This window comes from Streptomyces sp. NPDC043176 (assembly GCF_056436715.1).
Genome location: NZ_JBWKCA010000012.1, coordinates 38,623 through 60,833 on the forward strand (window position 1 = coordinate 38,623; position 22,211 = coordinate 60,833).

Here is a 22,211-nt window from a genome sequence, read left to right on the forward strand (position 1 = left end):
TAAACAGCCATTGACGGAAGGAAGCGGAGCAAAAAGGACGCGCGACCTCGAAAGGTCACGCGTCCCGGGTGTGCGCCGGTCGCCCCTGGGGGCGGCGGTCTCAGGCGGCGGGGGTGCCGTCCGCCTGGCGGGCGGCCTCGGCGCGGGCGAGGGCGGCGTCCACGACCGCGTCCTCCTTGGCCTTGTTCGGGCCGCCCTGGCTCTTCACGATCGTGACGACGAGGCCGATGAAGAACGCGGCCATCACGACGGGGGGCAGGAGCGCGGATACGTAGTCCATGACGACCAGGGTAGCTAGCCGGCGACCCGTTCCTCGGGCGGGGGCGGCGGTACCGGCCGACGGCGCGGCGGGAACACCTCGGAGGGCTTGGGCACCGGCCGCTCCGCCGGCACGGGCGGGGTCGGCTTGGGCTCGTCGGACGCCGCGCGCCCGCCGGGCAGCACCAGGAGCCGGGCCCGGGGCACGCCGGCCGGGGCGGCGGCGGTGGCCTGGGAGACCCGGGCCAGGCGGGCGCGCACGGAACGCTCGGCGAGGACCTGGCAGCGGGCGAGGAGCGCGGCGGCCTCGGCGTTGCCCCGCAGCGCGCGCAGGGCCGCGAGGTCGTCGGCACCGGGGTCGCACCCGGCGGCCAGGGCGTCCCGGAGCAGCTCCAGGTAGCCGCCGAGCGAGCCGGGCAGCGCCTCGCGGTAGCGGGTCAGGTCGTCCAGGAGGAAGGCGCGCAGCCGGCCGGCCTCGCGCACGGCCTCGTCCACGGCTTCGGCCAGGCGCAGGCAGTCCTGGACGTCCTCGTCCTGGAGGGGGGCGGGGTGGAGGGCGGTGGCAAGGGCGCGACGGAGCACACGCAGCTCGTCCGCGCTGAACGCCATGCCGCCGCGGGGTCCGTATGGCGTGGGCATGGGCCGACACTACGCGCTAATCGGACAATTTTCGCTTAGCGATCATTCCGGCGCGCCGGAATGATCGCCCCGTGGGGACCCGTCCGACGGGCGGGGTGTGGCCCCGTGAGGCCCGGGGGCGGGCCTCCGGGCTCACATGCGGGTGACGTTGCGCTCGTAGACGAGACGGAGGCCGATCAGGGTCAGCCAGGGTTCGTGCTCGTCGATCTCCGCCGACTCGCCGAGGACCATCGGGGCGAGGCCGCCCGTGGCGATGACGGTGACGTCGGAGGGGTCGCCGTTCGGGCCGACGAGTTCGCGCTTCATGCGGGCGACGACGCCGTCGACCTGGCCCGCGTACCCGAAGATGATGCCGGACTGCATCGCCTCGACCGTGTTCTTGCCGATGACGTTGCGCGGGCGGGCCAGCTCGATCTTGCGGAGCATGGCGCCCTTGACGCCCAGCGCCTCGACCGAGATCTCGATGCCGGGCGCGATCGCCCCGCCCGCGTACTCGCCGCGCGCGGTCACCGCGTCGTACGTCGTCGCCGTGCCGAAGTCGACGACGATCGCGGGACCGCCGTACAGCTCGACCGCCGCGGCCGCGTTGATGATGCGGTCCGCGCCGACCTCCTTCGGGTTGTCGGTGATGACCGGGACGCCCGTCTTGACGCCCGGCTCCACCAGGACCGCCGGCACGTCCCCGTAGTACCGGCGGGTCACCTCGCGGAGTTCGTGCAGCACCGAGGGGACCGTCGCGCAGATGGCGATCCCCTCGATGCCGTCGCCCAGCTCGACGCCGAGCAGGGGGTGCATGCCCATGAGGCCCTGAAGCAGGACCGCCATCTCGTCGGCGGTCCGGCGCGGGTCCGTGGAGATCCGCCAGTGCTCGACGATCTCGTCTCCGTCGAAGAGGCCGAGGACCGTGTGCGTGTTGCCGACGTCGATGGTGAGCAGCATCAGGCCCGCACCTCGCGCAGGTCCAGGCCGATGTCGAGGATCGGGGAGGAGTGGGTGAGGCCGCCGACCGCCAGGTAGTCGACGCCCGTCGCCGCGTACGCCGCCGCGTTCTCCAGGGTCAGCCGGCCCGAGGACTCCAGGACGGCGCGGCCCGCGACCAGGGCGACGGCCTCCTCGGTCTCGATCGGCGTGAAGTTGTCGAGCAGGATCAGGTCGGCGCCCGCGTCCAGGACCTCGCGGACCTGGTGCATCGTGTCGACCTCGACCTCGATCGGCACCTCGGGGAACAGCTCGCGCACGGCCTTGAAGGCCTCGGCGACGCCGCCGGCCGCCACCACGTGGTTGTCCTTCACGAGGGCCGCGTCGGAGAGCGACATGCGGTGGTTCACGCCGCCGCCGCAGCGGACCGCGTACTTCTCCAGCGCGCGCAGGCCCGGAGTGGTCTTGCGGGTGTCGCGGACCTTCGCCTTCGTGCCCTCCAGGGCGTCCGCCCACGCGCGCGTGGCGGTGGCGATGCCGGAGAGGCGGCACAGGATGTTGAGCGCGCTGCGCTCGCCGGTGAGCAGGTCGCGGGTGCGGGCGGTGACGCTGAGCAGCGTCTGCCCGGCCTCGACGCGCTCGCCGTCCTCGACGTGCCGCTCGACCTCGAACTCGTCCGCGCAGACGATGGACAGGACGGCCTCGGCGACCCGCAGACCGGCCACGACACCGGCCTCGCGGGCGGTGAAGTCGGCGGTGGCGACGGCGTCCTCGGGGACGGTCGCCACGGTCGTCACGTCGACGCCGCCGTCGAGGTCCTCGGCGATCGCCAGGTGGGCGATGTCCTCGACCTGGACCGGGTCGAGACCGGCCTCGGCGAGCAGCTCGGCGAGCGCGGGGTCGAGCCCGCACTCGAACTCCTCGCCGCCGCCGCAGGCGCAGTCGTCGCCGCAGCCGTCGGGCTCGTCGGCGGAGACCGTGTTGATCTGGATGAGAGGGACGTCCACGGGCTCGGGACGGGCTTCCTCGGGCGTGCTCACTTACGGCTCCCTTGGGGCGTCGACGGTGGGGGGAAAGTCGAAGGTGTCGGTGGTGCGGACGTCCAGGGACCGCTCCGGCGTGAGGCGTACGACGAGGTGCCGGCGCCAGTCCGTGTCGTCCCGGTCCGGGTGGTCCTCGCGCCAGTGGCAGCCGCGGGTCTCCTCGCGGCGGCGGGCAGCGGCGACCAGGACCCGGGCGACGCACAGCAGGTTGGTGGTCTCCCAGGACTCCACGCCGGGCTCGGCGGCCTTGGTGTCGTCGGTGCCGCCCGCCACGGCGTCGCTGTGCAGGGCGTCGAGGGCCTCGGCGGCCTGTCGCAGGCTGGTCTCCGAGCGGAGCACCCCCGCGCCGGCCGTCATCACCCGCTGGACGCGGGTCCGCGCGCCGGCCACGGGCAGCGGCAGCGTCACCGGCGCCGGGTGCGGCACCGGGGTGCCCGCCACGCGCGGGGCGGCGGCCGTGATGTCCTCGGCGATCCGCTCGGCGAAGACGAGGCCTTCGAGGAGCGAGTTCGAGGCGAGCCGGTTGGCTCCGTGGACGCCCGTACAGGCCACCTCGCCGCACGCGTACAGGCCGGGGACGGTGGTCCGGCCCCGCAGGTCCGTGCGCACGCCCCCGGAGGCGTAGTGGGCGGCGGGGGCGACCGGGATCGGCTCGGTCACCGGGTCGATGTCGTGCGAGCGGCAGGCGGCGAGGATCGTCGGGAAGCGCTGCTCCCACATCTCGGCGCCGAAGTGCCGGCCGTCGAGGTACATGTGCTCGGTGCCCTGCTCCTGCATCCGGCGCGTGATCGCCTTGGCGACGATGTCCCGGGGAGCGAGCTCGGCCAGCTCGTGCTGCCCGACCATGAAGCGGACGCCGTCGGCGTCGACCAGGTGGGCGCCCTCGCCGCGGACCGCCTCGGAGACCAGCGGCTGCTGCCCCTCGGAGCCGGCGCCCAGGAACAGCACCGTCGGGTGGAACTGGACGAACTCCAGGTCGGAGACCTCGGCGCCGGCCCGCAGGGCGAGCGCCACGCCGTCGCCGGTGGAGACGGCAGGGTTCGTGGTGGCGGAGAAGACCTGGCCCATGCCACCGGTGGCCAGGACCACCGCGGGCGCGTGGACGGCGCCCACGCCGTCGTGCTGGCCCTCGCCCATCACGTGCAGGGTCACGCCCGCCGTACGCCCCTCGGCGTCGGTCAGGAGGTCCAGGACGAGGGCGTGCTCGATGAAGCGGACGCCCCGGTCCCGTATCGCCTCGACCAGGGCGCGGGAGATCTCGGCGCCGGTCGCGTCCCCGCCCGCGTGCGCGATCCGGCGGCGGTGGTGACCGCCCTCCCGGGTCAGCGCGATCTCGCCGTCGGAGCTCTTGTCGAAGTCGGCGCCGGTCGCGATCAGCCGGCGGACGGCGTCCGGGCCGTCGGTGACCAGCAGCCGCACGGCGTCCTCGTCGCAGAGGCCCGCGCCGGCGACCAGGGTGTCGTCCAGGTGCTGCTCGGGGGTGTCGCCCTCGCCGAGCGCGGCGGCGATGCCGCCCTGGGCCCAGCGGGTGGATCCGTCGTCGAGCCGGGCCTTGGTGACGACGACCGTACGGAGCCCGGCAGCGGTGCACCGCAGGGCGGCGGTCAGGCCGGCGACACCCGAGCCGACGACGACGACGTCGGCCTCGATGTCCCAGCCGGGCGCGGGGGCGTGCAGCCGTATTCCGGTCACTTGGCGGCTCCGAACGGGGTGGTTGCGGACCCGGCGGTCCCGAACACGAGGGGAATGTTGTCGATCAGCCGCGTGGCACCCACGCGCGCGGCGACGGCGAGGATCGCGGCACCGTCGTGGTCGTCGTCGACCTCGGTGAAGTCCGAGGGGTCGACGAGCGCCAGGTAGTCGAGGACGAGCGGCGGCTCGGCCTTCGCCGCGTCGTCGAGGACGGCGCGGGCGGCGGCCCGCACGGCCTCGGCGCCGCCACGCTCGGCGGCCTGCGCGACCGCGTGCGCGTCGGCCGCGGCCCGGGCCTCGCCGAGCCGGGAGAGCGCCTCGGCACGGTTCTCGGCCCGGCCCTGGGCGCCCGGCAGGGAGACGGCACGCGCGCGCAGCGCCTCCTGGGCGGCGAGCCGGTCGCCGGCGGCGAACAGCGCGCGGGACAGCGCGAGGGCCGTACGGCGCTCCCCGGCCGACAGGTAGCGGTTGCGGCTGGACAGGGCGAGGCCGTCGGCCTCCCGGACCGTGTCCACGCCGACGATCTCGACCGGGAAGTTCAGGTCCTTGACCATCCGGCGGATCAGGGCCAGCTGCTGCGCGTCCTTCTGGCCGAAGAAGGCGAGGTCGGGGCCGGTGAGGTGGAGCAGCTTGGCGACGACGGTCAGCATGCCGTCGAAGTGGCCGGGCCGCGAGGCGCCTTCGAGGCGCTCGCCCATCGGGCCCGCGGTGATCCGGACCTGGGGCTCGCCGCCCGGGTAGACCTCGTCGACGGACGGCGCGAAGACGGCGCTCGCGCCGGCGTCGAGGGCCAGTTCCAGGTCGGCGTCGAGGGTGCGCGGGTAGCGGTCGAGGTCCTCGCCCGCGCCGAACTGGAGCGGGTTGACGAAGACGGTGACGACCACGAAACCGTCGGCGCCCACGCGCTCGCGTGCGGCCCGGATCAGGGTGGCGTGGCCCTCGTGGAGGGCGCCCATGGTCATGACCACGGCGGTGCGGCCGGGGGCGCTCCCGTGGGCGACGGCGTCCGCGAGGTCCCCGACCGCGCGGAGCGGCTCGGCCGGCTGGTGGCGGACGGGCCGGCCGTCGGCGCTCTTGCGGGCGAACGGGCTCATCGGTCGTCTCCTTGCGGCCCGTCCGCCGGGTCCGTGGGATGGGGGGCCCGGCCCGCCGTCTCGGCGAGCACGCCCAGCAGGTCCTCGGCCAGCTCGGGCTTGAGCAGGCCGTGCGCGAGCGCCCGGTCGGCGGTCGTGCGGGCCATCGCCAGGTAGCCGGCGACGGTGCCGGGCGCGTGCTTGCGCAACTCGGCGACGTGGGCCGCGACGGTGCCGGCGTCACCGCGCGCGACGGGGCCGGTGAGGGCCGCGTCGCCGGACCGCAGGGCGTTGTCCAGGGCCGCGCCGAGGAGGGGGCCGAGCATGCGGTCGGGAGCGGCGACGCCCGCCTTGTGGAGCAGCTCCATCGACTGGGCCACCAGGGTGACCAGGTGGTTCGCGCCGAGGGCCAGGGCCGCGTGGTAGAGCGGGCGGGCCTCCTCGGCGACCCACTCGGGCTCGCCGCCCATCTCGATCACCAGGGCCTCGGCGGCGAGCCGCAGCTCCTCGGGCGCGGTGACCCCGAAGGAGCAGCCGGCGAGCCGCTGGACGTCGACCGCGGTGCCGGTGAAGGTCATGGCGGGGTGCAGCGCGAGCGGCAGGGCCCCGGCCCGGCGGGCGGGGTCGAGGACCCGCGCCCCGTACCGCCCGGAGGTGTGGACGATCAGCTGCCCCGGCCGTACGGCCCCGGTGTCCGCGAGGCCCTCGACGAGGCCCGGCAGGGCGTCGTCCGGGACGGTCAGCAGGACCAGGTCGGCGAGGGCGAGGACGCGGGCCGGCTCGACGACCGGGACGTCGGGCAGGAGGTCGGCGGCGCGGCGGCGGGAGGCGTCGGAGACCGCCGAGACGGCGACGGGCCGGTGCCCGGCGAGCCGAAGGGAGGCGGCGAGGACGGGGCCCACGCGGCCGGCGCCGACGACTCCGACGGCGAGCCGGGCGGGTCGGTCCTCGGGTCGGGGCTCTGGCGCTGCTGGTGCGTTCACGGTGGGGACGGCCTTCCGTTCCAGTCCTCGGCGGGTACCGGACGATTTCTGGTCATGCTACGCCAGCGTTTCGCGCTGCTTCGTGGCTGTCCACAGGGTGTGGGCGGTGGTGTGATGATCAGGCCCATGAATCCTGTGAGTCCTGAGAGCCCCGTGGACGAGGAAGCGGCCCGGCTCCACCGGGCGAAGCTCTGGGGAGGCGCCGCCCGCAAGCTGTGGGACACCTCGGTCGACGGCACGGTCGGCCCCCGGCTGCGCGAACTGGCCGACTGGGCGGAGGCCGCCGGCCACGGCGACGCGTCGGTCGACACGTACGGCAACGGGCTCGTGGAGGAGCTGGAGCTCCGCGTCGCCCAGGAACTCGGCATGCCCGCGGCCGTCTTCTTCCCCACCGGCACCATGGCCCAGCAGGTGGCGCTGCGCTGCTGGGCCGGCCGCACCGGCAACCCGGTCGTCGCCCTCCACCCGCTCGGCCACCCCGAGGTCCACGAGGACGGGGCGTTCGCGGCCGTCTCCGGACTCCGTACGGTCCACCCGACCGACGCGCCGAGACTGCCGACCGCCGAGGAGGTGCGGGACCACCCGGAGCCGTTCGGGGCCCTGATGCTGGAGCTCCCGCTGCGCGAGGCCGGCTTCGTCCTGCCGTCCTGGGAGGAGCTGACCGCGGTGGTGGAGGCGGCCCGGGAACGCGACGCGGTCGTCCACTTCGACGGGGCCCGGCTGTGGGAGTGCCCGACGCGTCTCGGCCGCGGGCTCGCGGAGATCGCGGGGCTCGCCGACAGCGTGTACGTCTCGTTCTACAAGTCCCTCGGCGGTCTGTCCGGGGCCGCGCTCGCCGGTCCCGAGGACGTGATGGAGGAGGCCCGGGTCTGGCGGCACCGGTACGGCGGCCGGCTCTTCCAGCAGTACCCGGTGGCGCTCGCCGCGCTCCGGGGCCTCGACACCGAGCTGCCCCGCCTGCCCGCCTACGTGGCACACGCGCGCGTGGTGGCCGACGCGGTCCGCGAGGCCTTCGCCGAGGCCGGCGTCGGCTGGTCCCGGGTCCACCCCGAGACCCCGCACACCCACCAGTTCCAGGTCTGGCTCCCGTACGACCCCGACACCCTCACCGCGGCCGCCGTCGCCCAGACCGAGGCCACCGGCACCGCGCTCTTCCGCCGCTGGTTCGCCCCTGGCGCCGGCGGCCCCCCGGGCGTCGCCCTGACGGAACTGACGGTGACCTCCCCCGGGCTCGCCTGGACCGCCGCCGACGTGCAGGACGCGGTACGGGACTTCCTGTCCCGGGTCGAGGCCTGAGCGTCGGGGTCGCGCATCCGGACCTGCGCGCCGGTGCCTGGGCCGGGACCGCCGAGCCGGGACGGGGTGTCAGCAGGAGCGGGGGCGGCGGTCCGCGGGAGCGGGGCGCAGCAGGCGGCGCAGGGCCGTCCGGAGGGCGCCGCGCGCCGGCCGGCCCGTGAGCCCCCGGGCGAAGCGGCGCCGGTCGCGGACCGACCGCAGGACGGCGACGTCGTGGGCGCCCGGCACCGGTGGAGCGGGCTCGCCGAGCCGGGCGGCGCGGTAGGCGTCGAAGAGGTACTGATGCATGGCGTTCATGACCTCACCGTGCGCCGCGCCCCGGCCCCGCGGCCCGCCGTTTGACCGGGCCCGTCAAACGACGGACACGGGGCACCCGGCAGGCCCCGGACCGGGCACCCCGGCGGGTCGATCGACCAGGCCCGTCAAACGACGGACACCGGGCACCCGGCAGGCCCCGGACCGGGCACCCGGCAGGCCTCGGACCGGCCACCCCGGCGGGTCGATTGACGGGGCTCGTCAAACGACGGGACGGCGCACGGGGTGGAGCCCGCACCATGGACCGGTGAGCGTGACCATCGACATCACCGGACTGCCGCACGAGCGGATCTCCTTCTGCCCCTCGCCGCTGGCGGAGCTGGGCGCGGCCCTGCACGCCCTGGCCGAGCCCGCGCACCACGCGCGGCTGCACGCCTGGACGACCACGACGGCGGCCGCGCTCGAGCCGGAGCTCGCGGACCGGCTGCACGAGTCCGACTTCATGTGGCGCTCCACCCGCTCCGACATCCTGCTGCCGGCCCGGCCCCGCGAGACCCTCGCCGAGGAACTCGACGACCTCGACCGGATGGACGACGAGAGGTACGTGAGCTCGGCCCTGGAGATCTCCTGCGCCGGCCACTACACGCACGGCGCTCCCTCGCCGCTCGTCGACGAGCGGATGCGCCGCCGGGCCCTCGACCTGGCCGCGGCGCGCGGGCCGCGCCAGTCCGCCTTCGCCGAGCGGATGCTGGCCGATCCGCCCGGCACGCGCGCGTGGGTGCGGCGGCTCCTGGAGGACTGCGACGACGCGTTCTTCGCCGACACCTGGCGCCGGGTCCGGGTCCAGCTCGCGGCCGACGCCCGGCACAAGACCGAGCTGCTGCGCCACAAGGGCCTGGCCGAGGCCGTGGCCGACGCCTCCTCCGCGATGGTCCTGGAGGAGGACGAGCACGGCTCCCGGATCGTCGTCGACAAGCTGCTCCACGGCCGCACCAGCGCCGAAGGCTCGGGCGTGACGTTTCTGCCGACCGCGTTCGGCTGGCCGCACCTGTTCGCCCTGCACGCGCCCGGCTGGCAGCCGGTCGTCCAGTACCCCGTGCCCGCCCGCGACCTCGGCGGCGCCGCGCCCGTCGAGGCGGTCAAGCTGCGCCTGGAGGCGGTCGCCCACCCCATGCGGATGCGGCTGTGCCGCAGCCTCGCCCGGGGCGCGTACACGACGAGCGAGCTGGCCGACGCGTACGGCATCACCGCCCCCGAGGTCTCCCGGCACCTCGCCGTCATGCGGAAGGCCGGTCTCCTCACCACCCAGCGCCGCGGCCGCTACGTCCTCCACCAGCTCGACGTCCCCGTCGTCGCCCGCCTCGGCAGCGACTTCCTGGAGTCGGTGCTGCGCTAGGGCTTGTCTGACAATTCCCGTCGGATCAGGCAGGCCCCCGGCCGGGCCGGCGACGGGGTCAGGCCGTGCCGCCGCCCGCCCGGACCAGGCCCGACTCGTACGCCAGGACGACGACCTGGACGCGGTCGCGCAGGCCCAGCTTGGTGAGGATGCGGCCGACGTGGGTCTTGACGGTGGCCTCGGAGAGGACGAGCCGCGCGGCGATCTCGCCGTTCGAGAGGCCCTGGGCGACCAGCATCATCACCTCGCGCTCCCGGTCCGTCAGCCGTTCGAGGCCCTTGTGCTCGGGGTCCTTGCCCGACGACGGCAGCATCGGCGAGAAGCGGTCCAGGAGCCGGCGGGTGGTGGACGGCGCCACCACCGCGTCTCCGCTGTGCACCGAGCGGATGGCGCCGAGCAGCTCGGCCGGCGGCACGTCCTTCAGCATGAAGCCGCTCGCACCCGCCTTCAGCCCCGAGAACGCGTACTCGTCGAGGTCGAAGGTGGTCAGGATCAACACCTTCGGGGCGTCCGGCTCCGAACAGATCCGGCGGGTCGTCTCCACCCCGTCCAGCTTGGGCATCCGCACGTCCATCAGGACGACGTCGACCGCCGTGGACCGCAGCACCTCCAGGGCCTCGACGCCGTCGCCCGCCTCCGCCACGACCTCCATGTCCGGCTGGGCGGCGAGCACCATGCGGAAACCGGTACGCAGCAGCACCTGGTCGTCGACGAGCATCACGCGGATGGACATCAGGTCAGTTCCTTAAGGGTCGTCAGTGGGCGGACTTGAGGGGGAGCAGGGCACTGATCCGGAATCCGCCGCCCGGACGCGGGCCCGCGTCCAGCGTGCCGCCGACCATGCCGACCCGCTCCCGCATGCCGATCAGACCATGACCCCGGCCGTCGGCGCCCCCGTCCTCGTACATCTCCTGCGGCGCTCCCCGGCCGTCGTCCTCGACGAGCAGCCCGAGACCGTCGTCGAAGTAGACCAGCCGGACGCTGGCGCCGACGTCCGGGCCGCCGTGCTTGCGCGTGTTGGTGAGGGCCTCCTGCACGATCCGGTACGCGGTGAGCTCGACGCCGCTCGGCAGCGGGCGCGGGCTCCCCTCGATCGCGAAGTCGACGGTGAGACCGGCGCCGCGGACCTGCTCGACGAGGTCCTCGATCTGCCGCACGTCGGGCTGGGGCACGTACTCCCCGGCCTCCTGGTGCTCCCCGGTCCGCAGGATGCCGAGAAGCCGGCGCATCTCGGCGAGCGCCTGCCGGCCCGTGCTGGAGATCGTCTCCAGGGCCTGCTTGGCGGTCTCCGGGGAGGAGTCCATGACATAGGCGGCGCCGTCGGCCTGCACGACCATCACCGACACGTTGTGCGCGACGACGTCGTGCAGCTCGCGGGCGATCCGGGCGCGCTCCGCGGCGACCGCGACCTTGGCCTGGGCCTCGCGCTCCTTCTCCAGGCGGGAGGCCCGCTCCTCCAGCTGCGCGAAGTAGGCGCGGCGGGTGCGGAGCGAGTCGCCGAGCACCCAGGCGAGCGCGAACGGCACGGTCATGATGACGGTGAAGAACACCGTGGCGACGCCCGAGCCGGTGCCCTCCATCGGCCATCTCAGCTGGGACAGCGTGGCGGCGCAGAGGCCGCCCGCGAGCGCGAGCCGGGACGCCCAACGGGATCCGTCGTGCGCCGCGACGGTGAAGATGATCACCAGCATGGCGAAGTCGGCCAGGAACGGCGGCAGGTCGAAGGCGAGCTGGGCGATGCCCAGCCCGACCGCGAGCAGCAGCATCTTCTCGGGTGCCCGCCGGCGCAGGGCCACGGTCACGGAGAAGAGCACGGCGACGAGGCCGTACCCGACGGGATTGCCGTCCGGCGGGTCGGCCGTCCCCACCCACAGCAGGGAGAACCCCAGCAGGACGACGGCCCAGAAGGTGTCGACGCCCGTGGGGTGTCTGCGGATGAAGTCGTAAAGGCGCTGCACGTCACCCAGAGTAGGGAAAGGGAGATGGTGCAGGGATCAACCGTGGGGTCGATCCTTGGCACGGAGCCCGTACTCCCCGAGGTGGAGACTGGGGCCCGTGACGGATGAGACGTGTCAGTGGCAGGGGTGGCGGGAGGCCACGGAACGGGCGCTGTACGGCCCCGGGGGCTTCTATCTGCGGCCCGAGGGACCGGCGGGGCACTTCCGCACCTCCGTGCACGCCTCCCCGCTCTTCGCGGGGGCCGTGGCCCGGTTGCTGCGGGAGGTCGCGGAGGAGCTGGGGTCGGCCGGGGTGGACCTGGTGGACGTGGGCGCGGGACGCGGCGAACTGCTCACCGGGGTCCTCGCGGCGACCGCCGGCAGCGGTCTCACGGTCCGCGCGGTCGCGGTGGAACGCGCCGGCCGGCCCGCCGGGCTCGACCCCCGGATCACGTGGACCGACCGGATCCCCGGCGGCGTACGCGGGCTGCTCTTCGCCAACGAGTGGCTCGACAACGTGCCGGTGGACGTCGCCGAGGCCGACGCGACGGGCACCGCCCGGTACGTGGAGGTCCGCCCGGACGGCACCGAGCGGCTCGGCCCACCCGTCTCCGGCCCCGACGCGGACTGGCTCTCCCGCTGGTGGCCCCTGCGCGAACCCGGCTCCCGGGCCGAGATCGGACGCCCCCGCGACCAGGCCTGGGCGCTCGCCGTCGCCTCCCTCTCGGCCGGCCGCGCGGTCGCCGTCGACTACGCCCACCTCCGCGCCGCCCGGCCCCCCTTCGGCACCCTCACCGGCTTCCGCTCGGGCCGCGAGGTCCCCGCCGTCCCCGATGGCACCTGCGACCTCACCTCCCACGTGGCTCTGGACGCCTGCGGGGACCCGCAGACCGGCGGGCTGCCGCAGGCCGGCGGCCTACCGCGGGCTGACGGGCTGCCGCCGGCCGGCGGCCCACCGCGGGTCGGCGGGCTGCCGCCGGCCGAGCTGGTCACTCAGCGGGAGGCGCTGCGGCGGCTCGGGGTGTCCGGGGAGCGGCCGCCGCTCGCGCTGGCCTCCACCGATCCCGCCGGGTACGTACGCGCGCTCGCCTCGGCGGGCCAGGCCGCGGAGCTCACCGCCCCCGGAGGCCTCGGCGACTTCCTCTGGCTGACCCAGCGGGTGCCCACGGTCGACCCGTGAGCGGGGGCACGGGGCGCCGGGAGCGCGGGGGATACTGGGCCGCATGACGGAGACGACGGTCGGGATCGGCGGGGCGGCGGAGAGCACCGACATGGTGCTGAACATCGGACCGCAGCATCCTTCGACCCATGGGGTGCTCCGGCTGCGGCTGGTGCTCGACGGCGAGGTCGTGCGGGAGGCCGAGCCGGTGATCGGGTACATGCACCGGGGCGCCGAGAAGCTCTTCGAGGCGCGGGACTACCGGCAGATCATCATGCTGGCCAACCGGCACGACTGGCTCTCCGCGTTCTCCAACGAGCTCGGCGTGGTCATGGCCGTCGAGCGGATGCTGGGCATGGAGGTCCCGGAGCGCGCCGTATGGACGCGGACGCTCCTCGCCGAGCTGAACCGGGTCCTCAACCACCTGATGTTCCTCGGCTCCTACCCCCTCGAACTGGGCGGCATCACGCCGGTCTTCCACGCCTTCCGGGAGCGCGAGGAGCTCCAGGCGGTGATGGAAGAGGTCTCCGGCGGCCGGATGCACTACATGTTCAACCGGGTCGGCGGCCTCAAGGAGGACCTGCCGGCCGGCTGGCTCGGCCGGGCGCGGCAGGCCGTCGCGGACGTGCGGTCGCGGATGGACGTGTACGACCGGCTGGTCCTCGGCAACGAGATCTTCCGCGGCCGTACCCGCGGGGTCGGCGTCCTGTCGCAGGCCTCCGTGCACGCGTACGGGGTGTCCGGGCCGATCGCCCGCGCCTCGGGCGTCGACTTCGACCTGCGCCGTGACGAGCCGTACCTCGCCTACGGGGACCTCCAGGACACCCTGCGGGTCGCCGTCCGCGACGAAGGCGACTGCCTCGCCCGCTTCGAGTGCCTGCTCGACCAGACCCACAACTCCCTCGACCTCGCCGACGCCTGCCTCGACCGGATGGCCGAGCTGCCGCCCGGGCCGATCAACCAGCGGCTGCCGAAGGTGCTCAAGGCGCCGGAGGGCCACACGTACGCGTGGACCGAGAACCCCCTCGGGGTCAACGGCTACTACCTCGTCTCCAAGGGCGAGAAGACGCCCTACCGGCTCAAGCTGCGCTCCGCGTCCTTCAACAACATCCAGGCGCTGGTGGAGTTGCTGCCGGGGACGCTCGTCGCCGACATGGTCGCCATCCTCGGCTCCCTCTTCTTCGTCGTCGGCGACATCGACAAGTAACCCCGCCCCGGGCCGCGCCCTCGTTGTGGGCCGCCCCCGCCCGTCGTGGGTCGCGCCCGTGTTGTGGGCCACGCCCGCCCGTTATGGGCCGCGCCCGCCCCTCGTGGGCCGCGCCCCGCCCGTTGCGGGCTGCGCCCTCGCCCCCCGTTGTGGGCAATCGTTCCGCTGGGGCGGAACGGGTGGGCACAACGGACGGCGCCCCGTGCCGGGCCCAGGCTTCCGCGCCTGAACCCGCACCCTTTGCTCGGTGCACAACCGGTGCGGGCCAGGGCACAAAGGGCGGAGGCGCCGCCGAGGGCGCCGTCCCGTGTGCCCACCCGTCCCGCCCAGCGGGACGATTGCCCACACGGCGGGTGGGTGCGGCGACGGCCACGGGGCGTGGGCGAAGGCCCACACGTCGGCGGGCGTAGGCCCATACGGCAGCGGGCGCCAGCCCAGGCGGGCACAGGCTCACACGGCAGCGGGCGCAGGTCCATACGGCAGCGGGCGGCGGCCCGGGCGGGCGTGGGCTCGCGTTGGGGCGGGGGTCAGGAGCTGACGGCGTTGCGGAGGGTGGCTACGTCGAGCTGTTCGGTCTCGTCGTGGGCGGTGAGGTCGATGACGTGGCCGATCGCCCCGGGCGGCGTCCCGACGGGGGTGAGGAAGGGCGCGGCGAGGGCCTCCTCGCCGACGACGTCGGCGAGGTCGGTGTCCTGGACGGCCTCGATGGCGGCGGCCTTCTGCGTACCGAAGAAGTCGAAGCCGCCCTCGGGCCGCGCGACGGGCCGGCGGGCCGCGTAGGGGACGATCGCGCTGGCGGTCGGCACCGCGGGCAGCGCGGCGGCGGGCGCGGCCGCCGGGAGGGCGAGGGTGGCGGCCGGGCGGGCGTGCTCGGTTCCGGCGGCCGCCGCGTGCTTCCCCTGCGGCTCCTCCGTCTCGCGGGCCCGTTCGGCGAGGTCGCGGGCGCGGGCGGCTTCGATGGTGCGGCGGGCCTGCTGCGCGGCGGCGTTGCGCGGGAGGTCGCGCAGGGCCTGGGCGGCGCGGCGGTAGGCCTCGGGGGTCGGCGCGGCCGAGGCGGCCGGCAGGGCCTTGGTCTCGGCGGCGGTCTCCAGGGCGAGGACGCGGGCGCCCTCCAGTGCGCTGGCCCGCTCGGTCTCGGCGGTGGCGTACCGGCGGAGCAGGTCGGCGTGCTCGCCGCGCAGCCCGGCGAGCTCGACGCGCTTGGCGCGGAGCTTGGCGTCGAGCTTGGCGCGCAGGGCGCGGGACTCCTCCAGGTCGGACTCCAGCTCGGCCATCCGTTCCTCGGACCTCCACTGGTCGGCGGTGCGCGCCCGGTCGAGCTCGGCGACCCGCAGTCCGGCGCTCCGGTCCCAACTGCGCATGAGGACGGCACCGGTGACCGCGGCCGCCGCCGCGGCGGCGGCGAGCAGCCGCGCGACCACCAGCTCGCCGGGCAGCCAGGCGGCCGCGGCGCACACGACCGCGGCGCCGGCGACCGCGGAGGGCGGCAGCAGCTTGTGCAGAGGCGGGGAATGGCGGTGGCGTCCACGTGGCATGGCCTGAAATTTACCGTGCGTAGGCGCCGTGTGGGGTCTCGGCCCGGCAATCTCTTGGCCACTTCTCGTCACCAGAAGTGGATATCGACCGTTCCGGTTCCGTTTCGGGTCGACTCCCCTCACCCGCGGACTACTTGTCGACCAGCCCCTTCTCCACCAGATAGGCCTTGGCGACGTCCTCCGGCTTCGCCCGCTCGGCGTCCACCTTGCGGTTCAGTTCGGCGAGATCCGCTGTGGTCAGCACCTTGGTGAGCCGGTCGAGCGCGGCGGCTATCTCCGGAGAACCGGCGTCCTTCGCGTTGACCACGGGCAGCACGTTGTCGGCGTTCTGCAGCTTCTTGTCGTCGGTGAGGAGGACGAGGCCGTAGGAGTCGATCGTGGCGTCCGTGGTGGTGGTCAGGACCAGCTGGTCCACGCCGTCCTTGACCGCCTGCTTGGCCTGCGGGGTACCGACGCCCTTGGGGTCGATCCCGGTCACGTCGATGCCGTACGTCTTCTTCAGACCGGGCGCGCAGAACGGCCGTACCGCGCATTCGTCACCGGCCGCGATCTTCACCTTCAGCTTGGCCCGGCCGAGATCGGAAAGGGTCGTCAACTTGTTCTTCCCGGCGAATTCCTCGGTCACCGCGAAGGCGTTCTGATCGACGGCCGCGCCGACCGCGAGCACCTTCAGACCGCGCGGTTCCGCGAGCTTCCGCAGCGCCTCGACGGTCGCCGTCGCGTCACCGGAGGCGACCGGCTTCTCCTCGGGCGCCTTCGGCCCGTTCACCTTCGCGTTGAGGAATTCCGCGATCGTCGCCGCGTATTCCGGTACGACGTCGATCTCGCCCTTCTCCAGGGAGGGCTCGTACAGTTCGCGGTTCTTCACGGTCGTGATGGAGACGGTGTATCCGGCGGCCTGCAGCGACTGGGCGTACAGCTCGGCCAGCACCTTGGCCTCGGTGAACGCCGCCGCGCCGACGACCAGCGAGCCCTTGTCCTGCGTGCCCCCACCGCCGCCGGAACCCGCCGAGCCCCCCTCGCCCTTCCTGCTGCCCTCCAGGCTGTCGCCGCCGCACGCGGCGAGGGCGACGGTCAGCGCCGCCGTCCCCAGTACCGCACCCGTGATGCGCGAGATCCTGTCCACGAAACCACCCCTCTCAGTTCGTTCGTTCGTTCAGCCGTCGAGTCGTCGCGCCCGCGCCGGTCCCGCGAGCAGTCGGTCCGCGCCCGCCAGCACGCCCTCCACGAGGAGGGCGAGCAGGGCCACGAGCACGGCGCCCGCGACCACCTGCGCCGTGTCGTACGTGGCGAAGCCGGCCGTGATGATCCGGCCCAGACCGCCCTGGCCGACCATCGCCGCCACGGTCGCCGTGGCCACCACCTGCACCGCGGCCGAGCGGACCCCGGTCATCACCACCGGCCGGGCCAGCGGGAGTTCGACCCGCCGGAAGAGCTGTCCGCCGGTCATCCCCATGCCCCGCGCGGCCCGCACGGCGGCCCGGTCCACCTCCCGCATCCCCACGTACGCGTTGGTGAGGAGCGGGGGTACCGCGAACAGCACCAGGGCCACGACGGTCGGCACGTACCCGGCGTTGCGCAGGGGCGACACCATGAACAGGGCGAGCACTGCGAAGACGGGGACCGCCCGCCCCACGTTGGACACGTTCACCGCGAGCGTCCCGCCCCGGCCGAGGTGGCCGAGCCAGAGCCCCAGCGGCAGCGCGACCGCCGACGCGATCAGCAGGGCCGCCCCGCTCACGTACACGTGCTCGGCGAGCCGCTGCCCGATGCCGTCCGCGCCCGTCCAGTGCGCGCCGGTGGTGAGCCAGGCCCAGGCATCCGTCACGACCCCCATCTCAGCCACCTCCCGGCGCGGTCCGTATCCGGGTCCACGGCGTGAGCAGCCGCTGGAGTCCCAGGAGAAGCAGGTCGGCGATGACGGCGAGCAGCACGCAGAGCACGGAGGCGGCGAGCATCTGCGCCTTGAAGAAGGTCGGCAGCGCGTCCTCGATGAGGTTGCCGAGGCCGCCGCGGCCGACGACCGAGCCGATCGTGGTCAGCGCGATCGTGGAGACCGTCGCCATCCGTATGCCGGCCATCAGCACCGGCAGCGCCAGCGGGAGTTCGACCTCCCAGAGCAGCCGCCACGAGCCGTACCCCATGCCCCGGGCGGCCTCCCGCGTCTCGGCGGGCACCGCGGCGAGCCCCGCCAGCGTGTTCCGCACGAGGATCGTCAGGGCGTACAGCACGAGGCCGGTCACCACGAGCGCGGCGGAGAGTCCGAAGAAGGGCAGCAGCAGCGAGAACATCGCGAGCGACGGCACGGTGTAGAGCAGGGTGGTCAGCCCGAGGACCGGGGCGGCGAACCGGGGCCTGGCCCGCACGAGCAGCGCGAGGGGGACCGAGACCACGAGGGCGATCAGCACGGACGCCACCGTGATTCCCACATGCTGGAGCAGAGCGTCCGTCAGCTCCTGTCCCCGCGTGCGCAGGTACTCCCCGCAGATCCAGTCGTTCGCGACCAGACAGTTCGGCGCGCTCATCGTCCCTCCCCCCGGGCCGTCCACCTTCCCGAACGCTTGTCTGACGACCCTAACCCCCGCCACCGACAATCACCGGAACCCGCCACAATGCGGCAACACGCCCTTCACACACCCCCTGCGCCCAGGGGCCAGAATGGGGAACCATGATCCGGTTCGAGCACGTGACCAAGCGGTACGCCGACGGCACCACGGCCGTCGACGACCTCTCCTTCGAGGTCGCCGAGGGCGAACTCGTCACCCTGGTCGGGCCGTCCGGCTGCGGCAAGACGACCACGATGATGATGGTGAACCGGCTCGTCGAGCCCACCTCGGGCCGCGTCCTGGTCGACGGCGAGGACGTCGCCGGCGTCGACCCCGTCGCCCTGCGCCGCAAGATCGGCTACGTCATCCAGCAGGTCGGCCTCTTCCCCCACCGCACCGTCCTCGACAACACGGCGACCGTCCCCGCCCTCCTCGGCTGGAAGAAGGCCGCCGCACGCGCGCGTGCCGCCGAACTCCTCGACCTCGTCGGCCTCGACCCGGCCACCTACGGCTCCCGCTACCCCGCCCAGCTCTCCGGCGGACAGCGCCAGCGGGTGGGCGTCGCCCGCGCCCTCGCCGCCGACCCGCCCGTCCTCCTCATGGACGAGCCCTTCGGCGCCGTCGACCCCGTCGTCCGCGAGCGCCTCCAGAACGAGTTCCTCACCCTCCAGGCCACCGTCCGCAAGACCGTCCTCCTCGTCACCCACGACATCGAGGAGGCCGTCCGCATGGGCGACCGCATGGCCGTCTACGGGCAGGGCCGCATCGAGCAGTTCGACACCCCCGCCACCGTCCTCGGCTCCCCCGCCACCCCGTACGTCGCGGACTTCGTCGGCAGCGACCGCGGCCTCAAGCGGCTCGCCGTCACCCCCGTCACCGAGGCCGACCTCGACATCTGGAAGGGAAGCCCCGAAGGGTACGTCGGAGGCCCCGAGGAATACGAGGACGGCATCCACGTACCCCTCGGCACCTCCCTCAAGGACGCCCTGGCCGTACTCCTCCAGCACGACACCGGCCGCCTCGCGGTCACCGGCGCCGACGGGCGGCCGCTCGGCGTCCTCACCCCGGCCGGCGTCCACCGCGCCCTGCGCCGGGCCACGCCGGAGTGAGCGTCAGTTCGCGCGGAGCTTCGCGCCCATCCACACGAGCCCCGGCGGGATCTCCCTGTTCCACGTGTTGAAGTTGTGGCCGCCGCTCTCCAGCGTGATCGAGGAGACCGTCGCCGGGCTCTTCACCTTCCGGACGAACTCCCGCGTCGCCTTCAGGTTGTCCTCGCCCCGCTTCGACGTCGTCACCAGGAACGACGACCGCCCCTGCGGCAGGTGGTCCAGACTCCACAGCAGGTCCGACCGCCGGCGCAGCCGCTCGTCACCGTGGAAGAGGTCGCCCGTGGTCACGTCCTCCGCCGCCCGGTAGTACGCCGAGAACCCCGCCCCCGCCGCGAACCGGTCCGGATGACGCATCGCGATCTTCAGGGCGCAGTAGCCCCCGGTCGAGTTCCCCATGAAGCCCCAGTTCCGGGGCTCGGCCCCCACCCGGTACGCCTCCGAGACCGCCCTCGGCAGGTCCTCCGCGAAGAACGTCTCCGCCTTCGGTCCGCCGGGCACGTCCACGCACTCCGTGTCCCGCGGCGGCGCCACCGTCGGACGCAGCATCACCAGGATCATCGGCTGCATCCGCCCCTCCTTCGCCTGGAGGTACGCCGTCCGCGGGTACTTCAGCCCTTTGATCAGGTTCTCCGCCGTGCCCGGGTACCCCGTGAGCACCACCGCCGCCGGGAACGTCCGCCGCGCGTACCGCTCCTGGAAGTACTCCGGGGGCAGGTACACGTACGCCGGCGAGACGATCCCCGACCGGTCCCCCGCCACGACGACCTTCTGTATCTGCCCGCCGACCGCGGGACGGCCGCCGCCCGGCACGTCGAGCGCCTGCGTGCCCACCACCCGCAGGTCCTTCGAGCCCGCCGCGTGGTCGACGACCACCCCCATGTCCTGCTCCTGGCCGAACAGGTCCGCCCAGGAACCGTAGAAGAGGAACGACCGGTTCGCCGCCAGACCCACGGCCGCGAACAACGCCAGCTGCGTCACCAGGAGCAGCCCCACCCGGCCCACGACGCTCCGCCACCCGCCCCGCGCGAGCCGCGGCCACAGCAGCACCGTGGCCGCGAACAGCACCACGGCCAGCACCACTGCCGACCAGAGGACCTTGTCGCTGGTGAGACCCATGAGACGCCCGAGCCTTCTTTCCGAGAATTTCCTGTGAACCGATGAACCCGACCTCGCACGGCTCCGTCCTAGAAGGCGCACCAGCCGGAACGGCCCGCCCGAACGCGCGGCAGGGCCCGGACGGAGTCGAGAACCCTCGCAGGACCCCTCGCGGGACCACAGGAACCACGGGAAGCACGGGAAGCCATGTCTGTCACGGTAGATGGGGATAAATCCGGAACGGTTCCGGTTCGGGTACGCCGGATTCTCCGCGGCCCCCGACCCGAGAAGGTTCCGGCACTCGTCGGCACGGCCTGCACCCTGATCGGCCTCATCGACATCGCCGCCGGGGTCTTCCCCCGCTTCCGCGCCAGCCGCATGCACGCCATCGCCGAAGTCCTCCCCGGCACCCTCGGCCCCCTCTCCGCCGCCCTCTCCCTCAGCGCCGGCGTCCTCCTCCTGCTCCTCGCCCACGGCCTCAAGCGCCACAAGCGCCGCGCCTGGCGCGCCGCCGTCGTCCTGCTCCCCCTCGGCGGCCTCGCCCAGTTCGTCTGGCGCCACTCCGTCCTCGGCGCCCTGCTCTCCCTCGCACTCCTCGGCCTCCTGCTGCGCCACCGCAACGAGTTCGCCGCCCTCCCCGACCCCCGCAGCCGCTGGCGCGCCCTCGCCAACTTCGTCGTCATGGGCGCCGGATCCATCGCCCTCGGCCTCGTCATCGTCAGCGCCCACCCCCGCCGCGTCATCGGCGACCCCAGCCTCGCCGACCGCCTCGAACACGTCCTGTACGGACTCCTCGGCGTCGAAGGCCCCGTCGGCTACACCAACGGCGTCGACTGGACCGTCGGCTACTCCCTCGGCGCCCTCGGCATGCTCACCGCCCTCACCACCATCTACCTCGCCTTCCGCCCCGAGCACCCCGCCGCCCGCCTCACCGACGAGGACGAGACCCGGCTCCGCGCCCTCCTCGACCAGCACGGCGGCCGCGACTCCCTCGGCCACTTCGCACTCCGCCGCGACAAGGGCGTCGTCTTCTCCCCCAGCGGCAAAGCCGCCGTCTGCTACCGCGTCGTCTCCGGCGTCATGCTCGCCAGCGGCGACCCCATCGGCGACGTCGAAGCCTGGCCCGGCGCCATCGAACGGTTCATGGACGAGGCCAAAGCCCACTCCTGGACCCCCGCCGTCATGGGCTGCTCCGAAACCGGCGGCCAGGTCTGGACCCGCGAAACCGGCCTCGACGCCCTCGAACTCGGCGACGAGGCCGTCGTCGACGTCGCCGACTTCTCCCTCTCCGGCCGCCCCATGCGCAACGTCCGCCAAATGGTCAAACGCATCGAACGCAACGGCTACACCACCCAGGTCCGCCGCGTCCGCGACCTCGACGACACCGAACTCGCCCGCGTCCGCCGCGCCGCCGCCGACTGGCGCGGCACCGACACGGAACGCGGCTTCTCCATGGCCCTCGGCCGCATCGGCGCCCCCGGCGACGGCGACGCCGTCATAGCGACCGCCCACAAACACGACGACGCCGGCGACCCCGAATCCCCCTACGGCGACCTCAAAGCCGTCATCCACTTCGTCCCCTGGGGCCCCGACGGCATGTCGCTCGAACTCATGCGCCGCGACCGCTCCGCCGACCCCGGCATGAACGAACTCCTCATCGTCGCCGCCCTCCAGGCCTCCCCCGGTCTCGGCATCGAACGCGTCTCCCTCAACTTCGCCATGTTCCGCGCCGCCCTGGCCCGAGGCGAGAAGATCGGCGCGGGCCCCGTCCTGCGCGTCTGGCGCGGACTGCTCGTCTTCCTCTCCCGCTGGTTCCAGATCGAATCGCTGTACAAGTTCAACGCCAAATTCCGGCCACGCTGGGAACCCCGCTTCGTCGTCTACCGGACCAGCCGCGACCTCCCCCGCATCGGCTTCGCCGCCATGCAGGCCGAAGGCTTCGTCACCCTCACCCTGCCCCGCCCCTTCACCCGCCGCCGCCCCGCACCCGCCCCCCGGCCCTGCGCCCACACCCTCACCGCCCCCGCCGAACGCGAGATCCGCGCAGCCTGACCCCGGACCGCACACACC

Annotated in this window: 21 protein-coding genes; 6 read left to right on the forward strand and 15 right to left on the reverse strand. The window is 73.9% G+C overall.

The annotated features are described in order from the left end of the window. Positions 1-100 precede the first annotated feature (100 nt). The 7 genes from AC067A_RS20720 to AC067A_RS20750 form a co-directional block, all read right to left on the reverse strand. Positions 101-280, reverse strand: coding sequence for a hypothetical protein (locus AC067A_RS20720; protein ID WP_469755976.1), 180 nt, complete (start codon positions 278-280; stop codon positions 101-103). A gap of 14 nt (positions 281-294) precedes the next feature. Continuing rightward, positions 295-867 carry a hypothetical protein gene (locus AC067A_RS20725; protein WP_479244137.1) on the reverse strand — a complete coding sequence of 191 codons (573 nt, stop codon included), beginning with the start codon at positions 865-867 and terminating at the stop codon, positions 295-297. A 162-nt stretch (positions 868-1,029) separates the two neighbouring features. Beyond that, a complete protein-coding gene (locus AC067A_RS20730; RefSeq protein WP_479243952.1) occupies positions 1,030-1,836 on the reverse strand; it encodes a type III pantothenate kinase in 807 nt (268 codons plus the stop codon). Then, positions 1,836-2,855, reverse strand: coding sequence for a carboxylating nicotinate-nucleotide diphosphorylase (nadC, locus tag AC067A_RS20735; RefSeq protein ID WP_479243953.1), 1,020 nt, complete (start codon positions 2,853-2,855; stop codon positions 1,836-1,838). Before nadC ends, AC067A_RS20730 begins: the two co-directional genes overlap by 1 nt. Further along, complete coding sequence (locus AC067A_RS20740; protein WP_479243954.1) at positions 2,856-4,550, reverse strand: L-aspartate oxidase; 1,695 nt, start codon at positions 4,548-4,550, stop codon at positions 2,856-2,858. Beyond that, positions 4,547-5,644 carry a pantoate--beta-alanine ligase gene (gene panC / locus AC067A_RS20745; RefSeq protein ID WP_479243955.1) on the reverse strand — a complete coding sequence of 366 codons (1,098 nt, stop codon included), beginning with the start codon at positions 5,642-5,644 and terminating at the stop codon, positions 4,547-4,549. The genes AC067A_RS20740 and panC overlap by 4 nt, the downstream gene beginning before the upstream one ends. Beyond that, on the reverse strand, positions 5,641-6,606 hold the full coding sequence (locus AC067A_RS20750; RefSeq protein ID WP_479243956.1) for a Rossmann-like and DUF2520 domain-containing protein: 966 nt from the start codon (positions 6,604-6,606) through the stop codon (positions 5,641-5,643). The genes panC and AC067A_RS20750 overlap by 4 nt, the downstream gene beginning before the upstream one ends. 126 nt (positions 6,607-6,732) lie before the next feature. Between AC067A_RS20750 and AC067A_RS20755 the strand changes: the two genes are divergently transcribed. Then, on the forward strand, positions 6,733-7,902 hold the full coding sequence (locus AC067A_RS20755) for a threonine aldolase family protein (RefSeq protein ID WP_479243957.1): 1,170 nt from the start codon (positions 6,733-6,735) through the stop codon (positions 7,900-7,902). Positions 7,903-7,971: 69 nt separating this feature from the next. On the opposite strand, the gene AC067A_RS20760 is transcribed toward AC067A_RS20755, so the two are convergent. Continuing rightward, positions 7,972-8,199 carry a hypothetical protein gene (locus AC067A_RS20760; protein WP_479243958.1) on the reverse strand — a complete coding sequence of 76 codons (228 nt, stop codon included), beginning with the start codon at positions 8,197-8,199 and terminating at the stop codon, positions 7,972-7,974. A 271-nt stretch (positions 8,200-8,470) separates the two neighbouring features. On the opposite strand from AC067A_RS20760, the gene AC067A_RS20765 reads away from it, so the two are divergent. Further along, positions 8,471-9,553 carry a DUF5937 family protein gene (locus tag AC067A_RS20765; RefSeq protein ID WP_479244138.1) on the forward strand — a complete coding sequence of 361 codons (1,083 nt, stop codon included), beginning with the start codon at positions 8,471-8,473 and terminating at the stop codon, positions 9,551-9,553. Between the two features lie 58 nt (positions 9,554-9,611). On the opposite strand, the gene AC067A_RS20770 is transcribed toward AC067A_RS20765, so the two are convergent. After that, positions 9,612-10,286 (reverse strand): response regulator transcription factor, encoded by a 675-nt coding sequence (locus tag AC067A_RS20770; RefSeq protein WP_479243959.1) that lies wholly within the window; start codon positions 10,284-10,286, stop codon positions 9,612-9,614. A gap of 22 nt (positions 10,287-10,308) precedes the next feature. Continuing rightward, positions 10,309-11,511 (reverse strand): sensor histidine kinase, encoded by a 1,203-nt coding sequence (locus tag AC067A_RS20775; RefSeq protein WP_479243960.1) that lies wholly within the window; start codon positions 11,509-11,511, stop codon positions 10,309-10,311. Positions 11,512-11,599: 88 nt separating this feature from the next. On the opposite strand from AC067A_RS20775, the gene AC067A_RS20780 reads away from it, so the two are divergent. Beyond that, a complete protein-coding gene (locus tag AC067A_RS20780) occupies positions 11,600-12,670 on the forward strand; it encodes an SAM-dependent methyltransferase (RefSeq protein ID WP_479244139.1) in 1,071 nt (356 codons plus the stop codon). A 43-nt stretch (positions 12,671-12,713) separates the two neighbouring features. Continuing rightward, positions 12,714-13,856, forward strand: a complete 1,143-nt coding sequence (locus tag AC067A_RS20785; protein WP_479243961.1) for an NADH-quinone oxidoreductase subunit D — start codon at positions 12,714-12,716, stop codon at positions 13,854-13,856. 527 nt (positions 13,857-14,383) lie between these two features. Here AC067A_RS20785 and AC067A_RS20790 read toward each other — a convergent pair. The 4 genes from AC067A_RS20790 to AC067A_RS20805 form a co-directional block, all read right to left on the reverse strand. Continuing rightward, the gene (locus AC067A_RS20790) at positions 14,384-15,391 is read right to left on the reverse strand and encodes a hypothetical protein (RefSeq protein WP_479243962.1); all 1,008 of its coding nucleotides are present in this window, start codon (positions 15,389-15,391) and stop codon (positions 14,384-14,386) included. Between the two features lie 130 nt (positions 15,392-15,521). Further along, positions 15,522-16,517, reverse strand: a complete 996-nt coding sequence (locus AC067A_RS20795) for an ABC transporter substrate-binding protein (RefSeq protein WP_479243963.1) — start codon at positions 16,515-16,517, stop codon at positions 15,522-15,524. 30 nt (positions 16,518-16,547) lie between these two features. Then, the gene (locus AC067A_RS20800; RefSeq protein WP_479243964.1) at positions 16,548-17,228 is read right to left on the reverse strand and encodes an ABC transporter permease; all 681 of its coding nucleotides are present in this window, start codon (positions 17,226-17,228) and stop codon (positions 16,548-16,550) included. A 1-nt stretch (position 17,229) separates the two neighbouring features. Continuing rightward, on the reverse strand, positions 17,230-17,916 hold the full coding sequence (locus AC067A_RS20805) for an ABC transporter permease (protein ID WP_479243965.1): 687 nt from the start codon (positions 17,914-17,916) through the stop codon (positions 17,230-17,232). A 143-nt stretch (positions 17,917-18,059) separates the two neighbouring features. Here AC067A_RS20805 and AC067A_RS20810 point away from each other — a divergent pair, with 143 nt between their 5' ends. Then, on the forward strand, positions 18,060-19,046 hold the full coding sequence (locus AC067A_RS20810) for an ABC transporter ATP-binding protein (RefSeq protein WP_479243966.1): 987 nt from the start codon (positions 18,060-18,062) through the stop codon (positions 19,044-19,046). 3 nt (positions 19,047-19,049) lie between these two features. Here the strand turns inward: AC067A_RS20810 and AC067A_RS20815 are convergent, their stop codons facing one another. Then, positions 19,050-20,162 carry an alpha/beta hydrolase gene (locus AC067A_RS20815; RefSeq protein WP_479243967.1) on the reverse strand — a complete coding sequence of 371 codons (1,113 nt, stop codon included), beginning with the start codon at positions 20,160-20,162 and terminating at the stop codon, positions 19,050-19,052. A gap of 186 nt (positions 20,163-20,348) precedes the next feature. Here AC067A_RS20815 and AC067A_RS20820 point away from each other — a divergent pair, with 186 nt between their 5' ends. Continuing rightward, positions 20,349-22,193: a phosphatidylglycerol lysyltransferase domain-containing protein gene (locus AC067A_RS20820; protein WP_479243968.1), complete on the forward strand. Its 1,845-nt coding sequence runs from the start codon at positions 20,349-20,351 to the stop codon at positions 22,191-22,193. Positions 22,194-22,211: the final 18 nt, after the last annotated feature.